The 14,875-nt window shown below is 68.2% G+C and carries 14 protein-coding genes; 6 read left to right on the top strand and 8 right to left on the bottom strand.

Features of this window, described 5'->3' with window-relative positions; translation table 11 throughout:
• From E5198_RS17525 to trxA, 4 genes are all read right to left on the bottom strand, one after another.
• Positions 1-345 (bottom strand): 2Fe-2S iron-sulfur cluster-binding protein (locus E5198_RS17525; protein ID WP_136491243.1); only part of this gene is annotated, 345 nt, incomplete at its 3' end.
• A 94-nt stretch (positions 346-439) separates the two neighbouring features.
• Positions 440-1,906, bottom strand: a complete 1,467-nt coding sequence (gene ubiD / locus E5198_RS17520) for a 4-hydroxy-3-polyprenylbenzoate decarboxylase (RefSeq protein ID WP_136491242.1) — start codon at positions 1,904-1,906, stop codon at positions 440-442.
• A gap of 112 nt (positions 1,907-2,018) precedes the next feature.
• Positions 2,019-3,278 carry a transcription termination factor Rho gene (gene rho, locus E5198_RS17515; protein ID WP_136491241.1) on the bottom strand — a complete coding sequence of 420 codons (1,260 nt, stop codon included), beginning with the start codon at positions 3,276-3,278 and terminating at the stop codon, positions 2,019-2,021.
• Between the two features lie 232 nt (positions 3,279-3,510).
• A complete protein-coding gene (gene trxA, locus E5198_RS17510; protein ID WP_136491240.1) occupies positions 3,511-3,837 on the bottom strand; it encodes a thioredoxin TrxA in 327 nt (108 codons plus the stop codon).
• A gap of 211 nt (positions 3,838-4,048) precedes the next feature.
• On the opposite strand from trxA, the gene ppx reads away from it, so the two are divergent.
• Positions 4,049-5,551, top strand: a complete 1,503-nt coding sequence (gene ppx / locus E5198_RS17505; RefSeq protein ID WP_136491239.1) for an exopolyphosphatase — start codon at positions 4,049-4,051, stop codon at positions 5,549-5,551.
• A gap of 67 nt (positions 5,552-5,618) precedes the next feature.
• Here the strand turns inward: ppx and ppk1 are convergent, their stop codons facing one another.
• A complete protein-coding gene (gene ppk1, locus E5198_RS17500; RefSeq protein WP_136491238.1) occupies positions 5,619-7,835 on the bottom strand; it encodes a polyphosphate kinase 1 in 2,217 nt (738 codons plus the stop codon).
• A gap of 20 nt (positions 7,836-7,855) precedes the next feature.
• Positions 7,856-8,866, bottom strand: coding sequence for a porphobilinogen synthase (gene hemB / locus E5198_RS17495; RefSeq protein ID WP_136491237.1), 1,011 nt, complete (start codon positions 8,864-8,866; stop codon positions 7,856-7,858).
• 250 nt (positions 8,867-9,116) lie between these two features.
• Here hemB and elbB point away from each other — a divergent pair, with 250 nt between their 5' ends.
• Positions 9,117-9,770 (top strand): isoprenoid biosynthesis glyoxalase ElbB, encoded by a 654-nt coding sequence (elbB, locus tag E5198_RS17490; protein ID WP_136491236.1) that lies wholly within the window; start codon positions 9,117-9,119, stop codon positions 9,768-9,770.
• Between the two features lie 58 nt (positions 9,771-9,828).
• Here elbB and E5198_RS17485 read toward each other — a convergent pair whose 3' ends face one another.
• Positions 9,829-10,281, bottom strand: coding sequence for a YaiI/YqxD family protein (locus E5198_RS17485; protein WP_136491244.1), 453 nt, complete (start codon positions 10,279-10,281; stop codon positions 9,829-9,831).
• A gap of 229 nt (positions 10,282-10,510) precedes the next feature.
• Between E5198_RS17485 and E5198_RS17480 the strand changes: the two genes are divergently transcribed.
• The 4 genes from E5198_RS17480 to E5198_RS17465 are packed head-to-tail and all read left to right on the top strand — an operon-like array spanning position 10,511 to position 13,636.
• Positions 10,511-11,878, top strand: coding sequence for a COG3014 family protein (locus tag E5198_RS17480; protein WP_136491235.1), 1,368 nt, complete (start codon positions 10,511-10,513; stop codon positions 11,876-11,878).
• A gap of 9 nt (positions 11,879-11,887) precedes the next feature.
• Positions 11,888-12,280 carry a YcfL family protein gene (locus E5198_RS17475; protein WP_136491234.1) on the top strand — a complete coding sequence of 131 codons (393 nt, stop codon included), beginning with the start codon at positions 11,888-11,890 and terminating at the stop codon, positions 12,278-12,280.
• A gap of 12 nt (positions 12,281-12,292) precedes the next feature.
• On the top strand, positions 12,293-12,886 hold the full coding sequence (gene lpoB / locus E5198_RS17470; RefSeq protein WP_136491233.1) for a penicillin-binding protein activator LpoB: 594 nt from the start codon (positions 12,293-12,295) through the stop codon (positions 12,884-12,886).
• A gap of 3 nt (positions 12,887-12,889) precedes the next feature.
• Positions 12,890-13,636 (top strand): penicillin-binding protein activator LpoB, encoded by a 747-nt coding sequence (locus tag E5198_RS17465; RefSeq protein ID WP_136491232.1) that lies wholly within the window; start codon positions 12,890-12,892, stop codon positions 13,634-13,636.
• A 70-nt stretch (positions 13,637-13,706) separates the two neighbouring features.
• On the opposite strand, the gene E5198_RS17460 is transcribed toward E5198_RS17465, so the two are convergent.
• Positions 13,707-14,875, bottom strand: a 1,169-nt coding sequence (locus tag E5198_RS17460; RefSeq protein ID WP_136491231.1) for an FTR1 family protein, incomplete at its 5' end; no start/stop codon positions are given.

The following is a 14,875-nucleotide window of genomic DNA, read 5'->3' as shown; positions in this document are numbered from 1 at the left end:
CGGGGCGCGCAGGCGCAGGCGGAACACGTCGCCGCCGAGCGCCTCGCAGGCCGCCAGCTGGCAGGCCAGCCGGCGCCGCGGCAGCTCGCCGGGGGCCAGCACGCCGTCCCAGTGCAGCACGCAGTCGGTCAGCGGCTCGGCGATGCAGGTGAACAGCTCGCCGTGGTCCAGCTCGGCGCCCTGCTGGCGCACCCGCCCTTCCACCAGCAGCGCGGCACACACGTGGCAGTTGCCGTTGCGGCAGCTCTGCGGGCAGTCGAAGCCCAGGCGCCGCGCGCCGTCGAGGATGCGCTCGCCGGCTTGCAGTTCGAGGCTCAGGCCGGAGGGTTGCAGGGTGATGCGCATGGATGACTCCCGTTGCCAAGGTACTGGGTAGGGTGCGCCATGCGCACCACTACCGCCGGCGCAATCCGATGGTGCGCATGGCGCACCCTACACCTCAGTCGATGCCGAGCTGGCTCCACAGCTCGTCGACCCGCGCCACCGTCGCCGGATCGCGCTCGATCGCCCGCCCCCACTCGCGATCGGTCTCGCCGGGCCACTTGTGGGTGGCGTCCAGGCCCATCTTCGAGCCCAGCCCGGACACCGGCGAGGCGAAGTCCAGGTAGTCGATCGGCGTGTTGTCGATCAGCACGGTATCGCGCGAAGGGTCCATGCGCGTGGTGATCGCCCAGATCACGTCGTTCCAGTCGCGGGCGTCGATGTCGTCGTCGGTGACGATGACGAACTTGGTGTACATGAACTGGCGCAGGAACGACCACACACCGAGCATGACGCGCTTGGCGTGGCCGGGATACTGCTTCTTGATGGTCACCACCGCCATGCGGTACGAGCAGCCTTCCGGCGGCAGGTAGAAGTCGACGATTTCCGGGAACTGCTTCTGCAGGATCGGCACGAACACCTCGTTGAGGGCCACGCCGAGGATCGCCGGCTCGTCCGGCGGGCGGCCGGTGTAGGTGCTGTGGTAGATCGGGTCCTTGCGGTGGGTGATGCGCTCGACGGTGAACACCGGGAAGCGGTCGACCTCGTTGTAGTAGCCGGTGTGGTCGCCGTAGGGACCTTCGTCGGCCATCTCGCCGGGATGGATATGCCCCTCCAGCACGATCTCGGCGTAGGCCGGCACCTGCAGATCCGAACCGATGGCCTTGACCAGCTCGGTGCGCGAACCGCGCAACAGCCCGGCGAAGGCGTACTCGGAGAGGGTGTCCGGCACCGGGGTGACCGCGCCAAGGATGGTCGCCGGATCGGCGCCCAGCGCCACGCACACCGGGTAGGGCTGGCCCGGATGCTTCTGGCACCACTCGCGGTAGTCCAGCGCGCCGCCGCGGTGGCTCAGCCAGCGCATGATCACCTTGTTGCGGCCGATCACCTGCTGGCGGTAGATGCCGAGGTTCTGGCGCTCCTTGTTGGGCCCGCGGGTGATGGTCAGGCCCCAGGTGATCAGCGGCGCGGCGTCGCCCGGCCAGCAGTGCTGCACCGGGATGCGCGACAGGTCGACGTCGTCGCCTTCGACGACCACTTCCTGGCAGGGCGCATCCTTGAGAACCTTGGGCGCCATGCTGATGACCTTCTTGAAGATCGGCAGCTTGTTCCAGGCGTCCCTGAGCCCCTTGGGCGGCTCCGGCTCCTTGAGGAAGGCCAGCAGCTTGCCGATCTCGCGCAGCTCGGAGACCGCCTCGGCACCCATGCCCAGCGCCACCCGCCTGGGCGTGCCGAACAGGTTGCCGAGCACCGGCATGGAAAAGCCGGTGGGCTGCTCGAACAGCAGCGCCGGGCCGCCCTTGCGCAGGGTGCGGTCGCAGATTTCGGTCATTTCCAGCACGGGCGAGACGGGCACCCGGATGCGCTTGAGTTCGCCTTGCGCCTCCAGCCCACGGATGAACTCGCGCAGGTCGCGGTACTGCATGCTTGAGCCTCGGGAAGATTCGGAAGGCGGCCAGTCTAGCGCCGAACGGCGTTGGCCGGAAACGACAACGGCCGGGATGGCCGGCCGTTGTGGAGACTCCAGGGAGGTGCGCTTACTTGCGCTTCATCGACTGGAAGAATTCCTCGTTGGTCTTGGTGTCCTTCAGACGGTCGAGGAGGAACTCGATGGCGGCGATCTCGTCCATCGGGTGGAGGATCTTGCGCAGGATCCAGATGCGCTGCAGCTCCTCGTCGCCGGTGAGCAGCTCCTCGCGGCGGGTGCCGGAGCGGTTGATGTTGATCGCCGGGAACACGCGCTTCTCGGCGATCTTGCGATCGAGCTGCAGCTCCAGGTTGCCGGTGCCCTTGAACTCCTCGTAGATCACCTCGTCCATCTTCGAGCCGGTCTCGACCAGCGCGGTGGCGAGGATGGTCAGGCTGCCGCCCTCCTCGATGTTGCGCGCCGCGCCGAAGAAGCGCTTGGGCTTCTCCAGGGCGTGGGCGTCGACACCACCGGTGAGCACCTTGCCGGAGCTGGGGATCACGGTGTTGTAGGCGCGCGCCAGGCGGGTGATGGAGTCGAGCAGGATGACCACGTCCTTCTTGTGCTCGACCAGGCGCTTGGCCTTCTCGATGACCATCTCGGCGACCTGCACGTGACGGGCCGGCGGCTCGTCGAAGGTGGAGGCGACCACTTCGCCGCGCACGGTGCGCTGCATCTCGGTCACTTCCTCCGGGCGCTCGTCGATCAGCAGGACGATCAGGTAGCACTCGGGGTTGTTGCGGGTGATGTTGGCGGCGATGTTCTGCAGCATGATGGTCTTGCCCGCCTTCGGCGGGGCGACGATCAGGCCGCGCTGGCCCTTGCCGATCGGTGCGCAGAGGTCGATCACCCGGCCGGTGAGGTCTTCCTTGGAGCCGTTGCCGGCCTCCATCTTCAGGCGCTTGTTGGCGAACAGCGGGGTCAGGTTCTCGAACAGGACCTTGTTCTTGGCGTTCTCCGGGCGGTCGAAGTTGATGGTGTCGACCTTGAGCAGCGCGAAGTAGCGCTCGCCTTCCTTGGGCGGACGGATCTTACCGACGATGGTGTCGCCGGTGCGCAGGTTGAAGCGGCGGATCTGGCTGGGCGAGACGTAGATGTCGTCCGGGCCGGCCAGGTAGGAGGAGTCCGCGCTGCGCAGGAATCCGAAGCCGTCCTGCAGGATCTCCAGCACGCCGTCACCGGAGATCTCCTCGCCACTTTTCGCGTGCTTCTTCAGCAGGGCGAAGATGATGTCCTGCTTGCGCGACCGGGCCATGTTCTCCAGGCCCATCTGGTCGGCCATTTCCAGCAGTTCGGGAATCGGCTTTTGCTTGAGTTCGGTCAGGTTCATAGGATGAGGTGCAGGTTGGCGAGAAAGAAGGAAAGCTTCGAGCTTCGGGAGCCGCGCCGCGTGAATACGGCAGCTTCACTGCGAGAATTCGGGGCGAGAGGGCGGCGGCTACGGCATGCGGGAGGCAGTCTGATCGCGACTGCTAGCCGAATTTATCACTGCATTCGTGGCAGAGTCTAGCACGCAAGCAGAAAAAACCCCGTCGCGCAACGGGGTTTTTCGAACATCCGGGTCAGATGTTGCTGTCGAGGAAGGCCGCCAGCTGCGACTTGGACAGGGCGCCGACCTTGGTCGCCTCGACGTTGCCGTTCTTGAACAGCATCAGGGTCGGGATGCCGCGTACGCCGAACTTGGCCGGGGTGTCCTGGTTCTCGTCGATGTTCAGCTTGCACACGGTGAGCTTGCCCTGGTAGTCCTTGGCAATCTCGTCCAGCACCGGGGCAATCATCTTGCACGGACCACACCACTCGGCCCAGTAGTCGACCAGCACCGGGCCGTCGGCCTTGAGCACGTCCTGCTCGAAGCTGGCGTCGGTAACGTTGGTGATGAATTCGCTCATGGGGGTTCTCCGTGATAATCGGATGCGAAAAAGTCGCGCCATGATAGCCCCACTCGCCGGCAACCGAAAGGCGGCGGCGATTGCCATTGGCTATGACACGCGCAGGCGGTGCCTATGGCCGGACCGGAGCCGTTGACCGCTGTCACCTGCGCCGGACGGGATTGCTCTATCATGGCAGGATTCTGCCGTTTTGCCGCGAGAAGTCCCGATCATGCCGCACACCCCTGCCCACGCCTTCCCCCTGATCGCCGCCATCGATATCGGCTCCAACAGCATCCACATGGTGCTGGCGCGGGTCGACCAGGGCGAAATCCGCCTGCTCGAGCGTCTGGGCGAGAAGGTGCAGCTGGCCGCCGGCCTCGACGAGCAGCGCAACCTCGACGAGGCGGCGATGGGCCGCGGCCTCGACTGCCTGCGCCGCTTCGCCCAGCTGATCCAGGGCCTGCCGCAGGGCGCGGTGCGCATCGTCGCCACCAACGCCCTGCGCGAGGCGCGCAACCGCGCGGTGTTCATCCGCCGCGCCGAGGAGCTGCTCGGCCACCAGGTGGAGGTGATCTCCGGCCGCGAGGAAGCACGCCTGATCCACCTCGGCGTGTCGCACAGCCTGCCGGTGGCCGAGGGCAAGCGCCTGGTGATCGACATCGGCGGCGGCAGCACCGAGTTCATCATCGGCGAGCGCTTCGAGTCGCTGCTGCGCGAGAGCCAGCAGATGGGCTGCGTCAGCTACAGCAAGCGCTTCTTCGGCGACGGCAAGCTCAGCCTGGCACGCTATGCCCAGGCCTACACCGCGGCGCGCCTGGAGCTGATGGGCTTCGAGCAGGCGCTGCGCCGGCTCGGCTGGAACGAGGCGGTCGGCTCCTCCGGCACCATCCGCGCCATCAGCCTGGCGCTGCAGGCCGGCGGGCAGACCAACGGCGAGATCACCCCGCAGGGCCTGGCCTGGCTGAAGCGCAAGATCCTCAAGTCCGACAGCCTCGCCGAGCTGGCCATCGACGGGGTCAAGCCGGACCGTCAGCCGATCCTGCCGGCGGGCCTGGCCATCCTCGAGGCGACCTTCGACGCCCTCGAGATCCAGTCGATGATCCATGCCGAGGGCGCCCTGCGCGAGGGCGTGCTGTACGACATGATCGGCCGGCAGAGCCACGAGGACGTGCGCGAGCGCACCCTGTCGGCGCTGATGGAGCGCTGCCACGTCGACCTCGACCAGGCCGCGCGGGTGGAGGCCAAGGCGCTGTCGATCCTCGCCCAGGTCGCCGAGCCCTGGGGGCTCAACGACGACTGGCACCGCGAGCTGCTCAGCTGGGGCGCCAAGGTCCACGAGATCGGCCTGGACATCGCCCACTACCACTACCACAAGCACGGCGCCTACATCCTCGAGCACGCCGACCTGCCCGGCTTCTCGCGCCTCGACCAGGAGATGCTGGGCCTGCTGGTGCGCGGCCACCGCCGCAACATCCCGGTGGAGCGCTTCGCCGAGTTCGGCGAGGAAGGCGAGCGCCTGGTGCGCCTGTGCATCGTGCTGCGCTTCGCCATCCTGTTCCACCACATCCGCGGCACCCAGGAAATGCCCGAGGTGACCTTCCACGCCGGCCCGCGCAGCCTGGAGGCGGTGTTCCCGCCCGGCTGGCTGGCCGCCAACCCGCTGACCGAGGCCGACATCGAGGCCGAGGCGCAGTGGCTGGCGCGGGTGGGCTACAAGCTCAGCGGGCGCTGAACAGGGCGCAAGACGAAAGGGGCGACCCCGCGAGGAGTCGCCCCTTTCGTTTGCCGCGCGGATCACCTCAGCGCGCCAGCGGGCCGCTCAGTTTCTCCACCATCAGCGCCTGGGCGTTGCGCGGGTTCTGGTTGCCGGTCGGCTGCAGGTGCACGTAGCGGCCGTCGCTCTGCAGCACCCAGGCCTGGGTGTTGTCGGCCAGGTAGGCCTCCAGCTCCCTCTTGACCCGGCCGATCAGCTTCTTGCCCTCCAGCGGGAAGCAGGTCTCCACCCGCTTGTCGAGGTTGCGCTCCATCCAGTCGGCGCTGGCCAGGTACAGCTGCTCGTCGCCGTCGTTCTGGAAGTAGTAGGCGCGGCTGTGCTCGAGGAAGCGGCCGATGATCGAGCGCACGTGGATGTTGTGCGATACCCCGGGGATGCCCGGGCGCAGGCAGCACATGCCGCGCACGATCAGGTCGACCCTCACCCCGGTCTGGCTGGCCTTGTACAGCGCCTTGATCATCTTCGGGTCGGTCAGGGCGTTGACCTTGATGATGATGTGCGCCGACTTGCCCTCGCTGGCGTGCTGGGTCTCCCGCGCGATCATGTCGAGCAGGGTCTTCTTCAGGGTGAAGGGCGCATGCAGCAGCTTCTTCATGCGCAGGGTCTTGCCCATGCCGATCAACTGGTTGAACAGCTTGGAGACGTCCTCGCACAGCGCGTCGTCCGAAGTCAGCAGGCTGTAGTCGGTGTACAGGCGGGCGTTGCCGGCGTGGTAGTTGCCGGTGCCGAGGTGGGCGTAGCGCACCAGCTCGCCGTTCTCGCGACGCAGGATCAGCATCATCTTGGCGTGGGTCTTGAAGCCGACCACGCCGTAGATCACCACCGCGCCGGCCTGCTGCAGGCGGCTGGCCAGGGCCAGGTTGGACTCCTCGTCGAAGCGCGCGCGCAGCTCGATCACCGCGGTGACTTCCTTGCCGCTGCGCGCCGCGTCGACCAGCGCGTCGACGATCTCCGAGTTGGCCCCGGAGCGGTACAGGGTCTGCTTGATCGCCAGCACATTGGGGTCCTTGGCCGCCTGGCGCAGCAGGTCGACCACCGGGGTGAACGACTCGAACGGGTGGTAGAGCAGCACGTCCTGCTTGCCGACCACGTTGAACAGCTTCTCGCTGCTCTGCAGCAGCCGGGGAATAACCGGGGTCAGCGGCGTGAACTGCAGCGCCCGCTGGCTTTCCAGGCCGGTGATGGAGAACAGCCGGGTCAGGTTGACCGGGCCGTTGACCCGGTACAGCTCGCTCTCGGCCAGGCCGAACTGCTTGAGCAGGTAGCTGGTGAGGTGCTCGGGACAGTTGTCCGCCACCTCCAGGCGCACCGCGTCGCCGAAGCGCCGCGAGTACAGCTCGCCGCGCAGCGCGCGGGCCAGGTCCTCGACGTCCTCGGCGTCCACCGACAGGTCGGCGTTGCGGGTCAGGCGGAACTGGTAGCAGCCCTTGACGCTCATGCCGTGGAACAGGTCGTCGGCGTGGGCGTGGATCATCGAGGAGAGGAACACGAAGTTGTCGCCGGGGCCGCCCACCTCCTCCGGCACGCGGATCACCCGCGGCAGCAGGCGCGGCGCCGGCAGGATGGCCAGGCCCGAATCGCGGCCGAAGGCGTCGATGCCCTCCAGCTCGACGATGAAGTTCAGGCTCTTGTTGACCAGCAGCGGGAACGGGTGGGTCGGGTCGAGGCCGATCGGCGTCATGATCGGCGCGATCTCCTCGCGGAAATACTTGCGCACCCAGTTCTTGATCTTCAGCGTCCAGTTGCGCCGGCGGATGAAGCGGATCTGGTGCTGCTCCAGCGCCGGCAGCAGCACGTCGTTGAGGATCGCGTACTGGCGCTCGACCTGCTCGTGGACCAGCTCGGAAATCCGCGCCAGTACCTGGTGCGGCTGCAGGCCGTCGGCGCCGGCCAGCTCGCGGGCGAAGGCGACCTGCTTCTTCAGCCCGGCGACGCGGATCTCGAAGAACTCGTCGAGGTTGCTGGAGAAGATCAGCAGGAACTTCAGCCGCTCGAGCAGCGGCACGGACTCGTCGAGCGCCTGCTCCAGCACGCGGATGTTGAACTGCAGCTGCGACAGCTCGCGGTGGATGTACAGGCTGCTGTCGTCGAGGCCGGGTACCGCCGCGACCGACTCCGCGGTGGTCGCGACCTCGGCGACCACGGCTTCCGGCTCTGGCGCAGGCTCGGCCTCGACGGCCGGCGGAACGGAAGCCGCCACGGCTTCCGGCAATTCGCTATCGATGAGTCCTTGAGTGTTCATTGCATCTTCCCGCAGGGACGTCAGCCCTGCTTCAACTGTTGTGCCGCACGCTTGGCGAAGTAGGTGAGGATGCCATCGGCCCCGGCGCGCTTGAACGCTACCAAAGACTCGAGGATCACCGCCTCGGAAAGCCAGCCGTTCTGGATCGCCGCCATGTGCATGGCGTACTCGCCGCTGACCTGATAGACAAAGGTCGGCGCGCGGAATTCGTCCTTCACCCGACGCACGATGTCGAGGTAGGGCATGCCCGGCTTGACCATCACCATGTCGGCGCCTTCGGCCAGGTCGAGGGCCACCTCGTGCAGGGCCTCGTCGCCGTTGGCCGGGTCCATCTGATAGGTGAACTTGTTGCCGCCCTTGAGGTTGCCGGCCGAGCCGACCGCGTCGCGGAACGGGCCGTAGTAGGCGCTGGCGTACTTGGCCGAGTAGGCCATGATGCGCACGTTGCCGTGGCCGGCCACCTCCAGCGCCTCGCGGATCGCCTGGATGCGCCCGTCCATCATGTCCGAGGGCGCCACCACCTGGGCGCCGGCCTCGGCGTGGGACAGCGCCTGCCTGACCAGCGCATCGATGGTGACGTCGTTCTGCACGTAGCCGGCGTCGTCGAGGATGCCGTCCTGGCCGTGGGTGGTGAACGGGTCGAGGGCCACGTCGGTGATCACGCCGAGTTCGGGGAAGCGCGCGCGCAGCGCGCGGGTGGCGCGCTGGGCAAGGCCGTCCGGGTTCCACGCCTCCTCGGCGAGCAGCGACTTCTTCTCCAGCGGGGTCACCGGGAACAGCGCCAGCGCCGGAATGCCGAGGGCCACCAGCTCGGCGGCTTCCTCGAGCAGCAGGTCGATGGACAGGCGCTCCACCCCCGGCATCGACTCGACCTGCTCGCGGCGGTTCTCGCCCTCCAGCACGAACACCGGCAGGATCAGGTCGTCGACGGTCAGCACGTTCTCGCGCACCAGGCGGCGGGAGAACTCGTCGCGACGGTTGCGGCGCAGGCGGGTGGCGGGGAACAGGCGATTGGCGGGGGTAAAGCTCACGGCGCACTCCAGGCCCGAAACGGGCACGCTAGACAGTCTATGAAGCAATTGTGACGGAAATGCGACAGCCTGGCCGCAGCACGAGGCGCTGCCGCAGTCGCTCCGACGCCTACCATAGCCCGCCACCGCCCTCCTCGGCCACTGACGCATGGCCGCAGAGCCCCGCTTGCGGCTAGGATGATGGCAATGCCATCGCCTGCGCCGGCCACCGCGCGCAGGTCCGTCCGACATCCCCCAAGGAGTGCCCAGAATGAGCAAGAAGGTTGCCGTGATCCTGTCCGGCTGCGGCGTCTACGACGGTGCCGAGATCCACGAGAGCGTGATCGCCCTGCTGCGCCTCAGCCAGCGCGGCGCCCAGGTGCAGTGCTTCGCCCCGGACATGGCCCAGCACCACGTGGTCAACCACCTGACCGGCCAGGAAATGGCCGAGAGCCGCAACGTGCTGGTGGAATCGGCGCGCATCGCCCGCGGCCAGGTGCGCGACGTGCGCGAGCTGAAGGCCGCCGACTTCGACGCCCTGGTGATCCCCGGCGGCTTCGGCGCGGCGAAGAACCTGTCCGACTTCGCCTTCAAGGGCGCCAGCTGCAGCGTGCGGCCGGACGTGCTGGCCGCCGCCCGCGGCTTCGCCGAGGCGCACAAGCCGGTCGGCCTGATCTGCATCGCCCCGGCGATGGCCGCGCGCATCTACGGCGCCGGCGTGCACTGCACCATCGGCCATGACCCGGACACCGCGGCCAAGCTGGCCGACATGGGCGCCGAACACGTCGAGTGCCCGGTGGAGGACATCGTGGTGGACGAGGCACGCAAGCTGGTCACCACCCCGGCCTACATGCTGGCCAGGTCGCTAGCCGAGGCCGCCAGCGGCATCAACAAGCTAGTCGACCGGGTGCTCGAGCTGGCCTGATCACCGGCAGGGGCGAATTCATTCGCCGCCAACGGCGCCAAGGCGAATCGATTCGCCCCTATAGCCGCGCCAGGGCGTTGAGCAGGCGGTCCAGCGCGTTGGCGAAGGCCTGGCGGTCCTTCTCGCCGTAGGCCGCCTGGCCGCCGCCGACCTGGCCCTGCTCGCGCAGGTCGGTGAACAGGTTGCGCACCGCCAGGCGCTCGCCCATGTTGCGCTCGTCGAACTCGCGGCCGCGCGGGTCCAGCGCCGCCACGCCCTTCTTCACCAGGCGGTCGGCCAGCGGCACGTCCGAGCAGATCACCAGCTCGCCGGGCACGGCGTGCTCGACCAGGTAGTCGTCGGCGGCATCCGGCCCGCTCGGCACCACGATCAGCCGCACGCAGGCGAACGCCGGCTTGACCTGCGCCTGGCCGGCCACCAGCACCACCTCGAACTTGCGTTTCAGGGCGAACTTCACCACCAGATCCCGCGCCGCCCGCGGGCAGGCGTCGGCATCGATCCACACGCGCATCACCAGTTGCTCCCCCGGCAAAAGACGGCAGTATGCCACCGGGCCGGGGCCGGCGATGGGCATGACAACCGATCTTTGTTAAAGTTCCCGCCGCCGCCTTGACCCTCACGAGGAATCAGGCCCCGCCGCGGCGGAGATGGCACGGAAGCCCAAAGCGCATGCCATGTGGTGACCACACCCGGCCTCGCCACGAGGCCGGGCTTTCGATTCATGGACGAGAGATCCCCCGATGGCATCCCGTACCCTTCTGGCGCTCGCCCTCTGCGCCACCCTGCCGCTGGCCGGCTGCTCGGCCTTCCGCAGCTACCAAAGCGAACTCACCCAGACCAGCCAGCACCTGTCGAGCGGCGACGTGCCCGCCGCCCTGGCCCTGCTGGAGAAGAACAACAGCTCCGCCGACAAGGACCTCCTCTACTACTTCGAGAAGGGCGAACTGCTGCGCGCCCAGGGCGACCTCGCCGGCAGCCAGGAAGCCTGGCGCAGCGCCGACCGCACCATCGTCGAGTGGGAGGACTCGCTCAAGGCCGATCCGGGCAAGCATCTCGGCACGGTCGGCAGCCTGCTGGTCAACGACAAGGTGCGCCGCTACGAGGGCTACGACTACGAGAAGGTCATGCTGACCACCCAGATGGCCCTCAGCCACCTGGCCCTCGGCGACTTCGACGGCGCCCGCACCGAGATCAAGAAGACCCACGAGCGCGAGGCGCTGATCGCCGAGCTCCGCGACAAGGAATACCTCAAGCGCGAGGAGGAGGCCAAGGAGAAAGGCATCACCGCCGAGTTCAAGGATCTGCAGGGCTATCCGGTGGAAACCCTCGACGCTCCGGAAGTGCTCGGCCTGAAGAACAGCTACCAGAGCGCCTTCAGCCACTACCTGTCCGGCTTCGTCTACGAGGCGCTCGGCGAGCGCGGGCTGGCGGCGCCCGGCTACCGCAAGGCCCTCGAACTGCGCCCGAACACCCCGCTGCTGGAGCAGGCGCTGCTCGACCTCGACGCCAGCGCCCGCCGCAAGGCCGACGAGAGCGAGGTGCTGCTGGTGGTGCAGAGCGGCCTGGCACCGAGCCGCGACTCGGTACGCATCCCCCTGCCGATCCCGACCCCCAACGGCCTGATCATCACCCCGCTGTCCTTCCCGGTGATCCGCGAGGACAACTCGACCCCGGCTCCCGCCAGCCTGGTCGTCGCCGGCCGGACGGTCGACCTGACCGAACTGAACAGCACCTCGGCCATGTCGCGCCGCGCCCTGCGCGACGACATGCCCGGCATCATCCTGCGCACCAGCGTGCGCGCCATCAGCCGCAGCGTCGCGCAGAAGCAGCTCAACGAGGTCAATCCGCTGGCCGGCCTGGCCGTGGGCCTGGCCTCGGCCATCACCGAAGGCGCCGACGAGCGCACCTGGCGCACCCTGCCGGACCGCACACGCATCGCCCGCCTGCGCCTGAAGAAGGGCGAGCACGAGCTGAACCTTGACGGCCACCCGCTGCGCGTCAAGGTCGAGCGCGACTACCAGGTCATCACCCTGCGCAGCGTCGGCAACCAGCTGTTCAGCGCCGGCACCGCCACCCCCGCCAGCCCCATGCAGACCGCCGCCCGCTAAGGAGCCCCCATGAAACGCAACATTTTCGCCGCCCTCGGCCTGGCCCTGCTGGCCGGCTGCGCCACGCCGCCGCCGGCACCGGGCAGCGCCGCCAGCAAGGTGGTGTCGCTGGGCAGCATGGAGCACATCGAGGTCGGCGCCATGCGCGTCGCCCGCGAGAACGGCTTCCTCACCGTCAAGGTCGAGCTGCGCAACGACAGCCACAAGAACAAGGGCATGTACTACCGCTTCGCCTGGCTGGGCGACGACGGCTTCCCGGTCGCCGGCGAGGAAGCCTGGAAGAGCCTGACCCTGTACGGCAAGCAGGTCAGCTACCTCCCGGCCATCGCCCCGGTGCCGCAGGCCACCGACTTCCGCCTGGAAGTCCAGACCCCGGAAAACTCCGTCAACCTGTTCCGCTAAGAGAGAGTCCCCATGCCGTTCGCACGCCTGTCCCTCGTCGCCGCCTTCGCCCTGCTGGCCAGCGGCTGCGCCTCCACCTCCTCGCCGGTGCTGGGCGGTGGCAACATCAGCTACGGCGACAGCAAGGCCGTCGAGCTGGTCACCAACGAGTTCGGCTCCACCGACCTGCAGACCATCGCCGAATCCATGACCCGCTCGCTGGCCCAGTCCGGCGTGCTGCAGGGTCGCCCGGTGGTGCAGGTCTACGACGTGAAGAACAAGACCAGCGAATACATCGACACCCGCGAGATCACCACCTCGATCAAGACCCAGCTGCTCAAGTCCGGCGTGGCGCGCTTCGCCAGCGACAACGTCGACATGCAGAGCCAGGTCGACCAACTCAAGCTGCAGAACCAGAGTGGCCTGTACAAGAACGCCACCGTGGCCAAGACCGGCAACATGGTGGCCGCCAAGTACCGCCTGGAGGGCTCGATCAGCTCCATCGTCAAGCGCAGCAACGACTACAAGGACGTGTTCTACAAGTTCAGCCTGCAGCTGGTCGAGGTCGAGAGCGGCCTGGCCGAGTGGATGGACGAGAAGGAAATCCGCAAGACCACGGAGCGCTAGAGCATGCGAGCATCGATAGCACTGATCGCGCTGGGACTGAGCCTGGCCTGCCAGGCGGAACCGAAGATCGCGGTCACCGACCTGGCCTACGAGGAGCAGGTGCGCGAACAGATCCGCACCGTCAGTGCCCACAGCCATATGCAGGCCAACGGCTTCGCCACCAGCGCCACCTCCAGCTACGAGGAGGTCGAGGACGTGCGCAAGTACATCGAGCGCGGCGAGCTGCGCAAGTTCACCGGCGACATCAAGGGCGAGATCCTCCGCTCCGGCCTGTTCCAGCTGGTGCAGGGGCGTCCGCACAGCGGCGTGGAGAACGGCGAAGGCCTGCACGACGTGATCCAGCGCATCGAGCTGGGCCAGTTCGAAGGGGCCGACTATGTGCTGTTCGGCAGCCTCTCGGACATCGACTTCCGCGAGGACCTCAACGACATCGCCAACACCGACAGCTACTCGAAGGTGCTCGGCCTGACCCTGGTGGCCGACTTCAGCCTGATCGACACCCGCACCCACGAGGTGACTGCGGCCTTCACCGCCATGGGCGAGGCGCAGGACGTGCGGCTGGTGAACGGCAACGATATCCGCGCCACACCCAACCGCGGCCGGGTGATCCGCGAGGTGTCGAAGTCGATCGGCGAGGACGTGACCCGTCAGCTCAAGGAGCAGCTGCTCGGCGAGTACGACGACGGCACCGACGTCCAGTCGGGGTCCGGCCAGCTGCCGCCGGACGAGCCACCGCGCATCCTGCGCTGAAACGACAAGGGCGACCCGCGGGTCGCCCTCGCTTTTGGCGCGCGGCCGGGGCTGGCCACGCCTCGGGCGTTCACGCCAGCTCGCGCCCCCGCGCGCCCAGCCGGCTGCGCCCGTAGAACACGGCGATGGCCAGCAGCGCCAGGGCCTGGGCACCGAGGCTCAGGGCGTCGGGGTGGATGCCCAGCCAGTCGAGCTCGACGAAGCGCAGCGGATGCAGGCCGAACACGCCGGCCTCCTGCAGGGCGGCGACGCCATGCCCGGCGAACACCACCGACAGCGCGCAGAGCAGCACGGCGTTGATGGCGAAGAAGGTGCCCAGCGGCAGCCGCTGCGAACCGCGCAGGATCACCCAGGCCAGGCCGAGCAGCAGCACCAGGGCGGCGCCGGCGCCGGCCAGCACCATGCCGTGGCCGGCAGCGCCGGCCTGCAGCCAGAGGGTCTCGTAGAACAGGATGACCTCGAACAGCTCGCGGTAGATCGACACGAAGGCCAGCACGGCGAAGCCCAGGCGTCCGCCGCTGCCGAGCAGGCTGCTGCGGATGTGCGCCTGCCAGGCCGCAGCATGCCGACGGTCGTGCATCCATACACCGACCCACAGCAGCACCACGCTGGCGAACAGCGCCGAGCCGCCTTCCAGCAGCTCGCGCTGCGCCCCGCTGACCTCGATCACCCAGGCCGCCAGCCCCCAGCTGGCGGCGCCGGCGAGCAGCGCCAGGCTCCAGCCGAAGTGCACGCTGCGCACGGCCTGCTGCTGTCCGGTGTTGCGCAGGTAGGCGAGGATCGCCGCCAGCACCAGGATCGCCTCGATGCCCTCGCGCAGCAGGATCAGCAGGCTGGACAGGAAGCTCAGCGAGGCGGACAGGCCGTCGCCGCCGAGCAGCTCGGCGCAGCGCGCCAGTTCGGCCTTGGCGGCCTCCAGGCGCGGTGCCAGCCGGGCGGCCGGCAGGCCGTCCTGCAGGCCCTGGCGATAGGCCATCAGCGCCCGCTCGGTGGCCTTGCGCTGTGCGCCGTCGACGTTGTCCAGGGCGCTCTCCACCAGCTCGAAGCCTTCCAGGTAGGCGGCCACCGCCAGGTCGTAGGCCTGGTCGCGCTGGCCGTCGCGGTAGGCGGCCAGGCTCTGTTCGAGGGTGTCGCGGGAGAAGTCGAGCAGCTGCTGGGTGCTGCGCTGCGGCTGCGGCGGCGCCGCTCGCTGGGCGCGCAGGGCGGCCGCCGCGGCAGGCCCCTGCTCGGCCGCGACCT

It is taken from the genome of Pseudomonas sp. A-1 (assembly GCF_004801855.1).
GTDB lineage: Bacteria > Pseudomonadota > Gammaproteobacteria > Pseudomonadales > Pseudomonadaceae > Geopseudomonas.
This window is presented reverse-complemented; position numbering and strand designations above follow the sequence as displayed.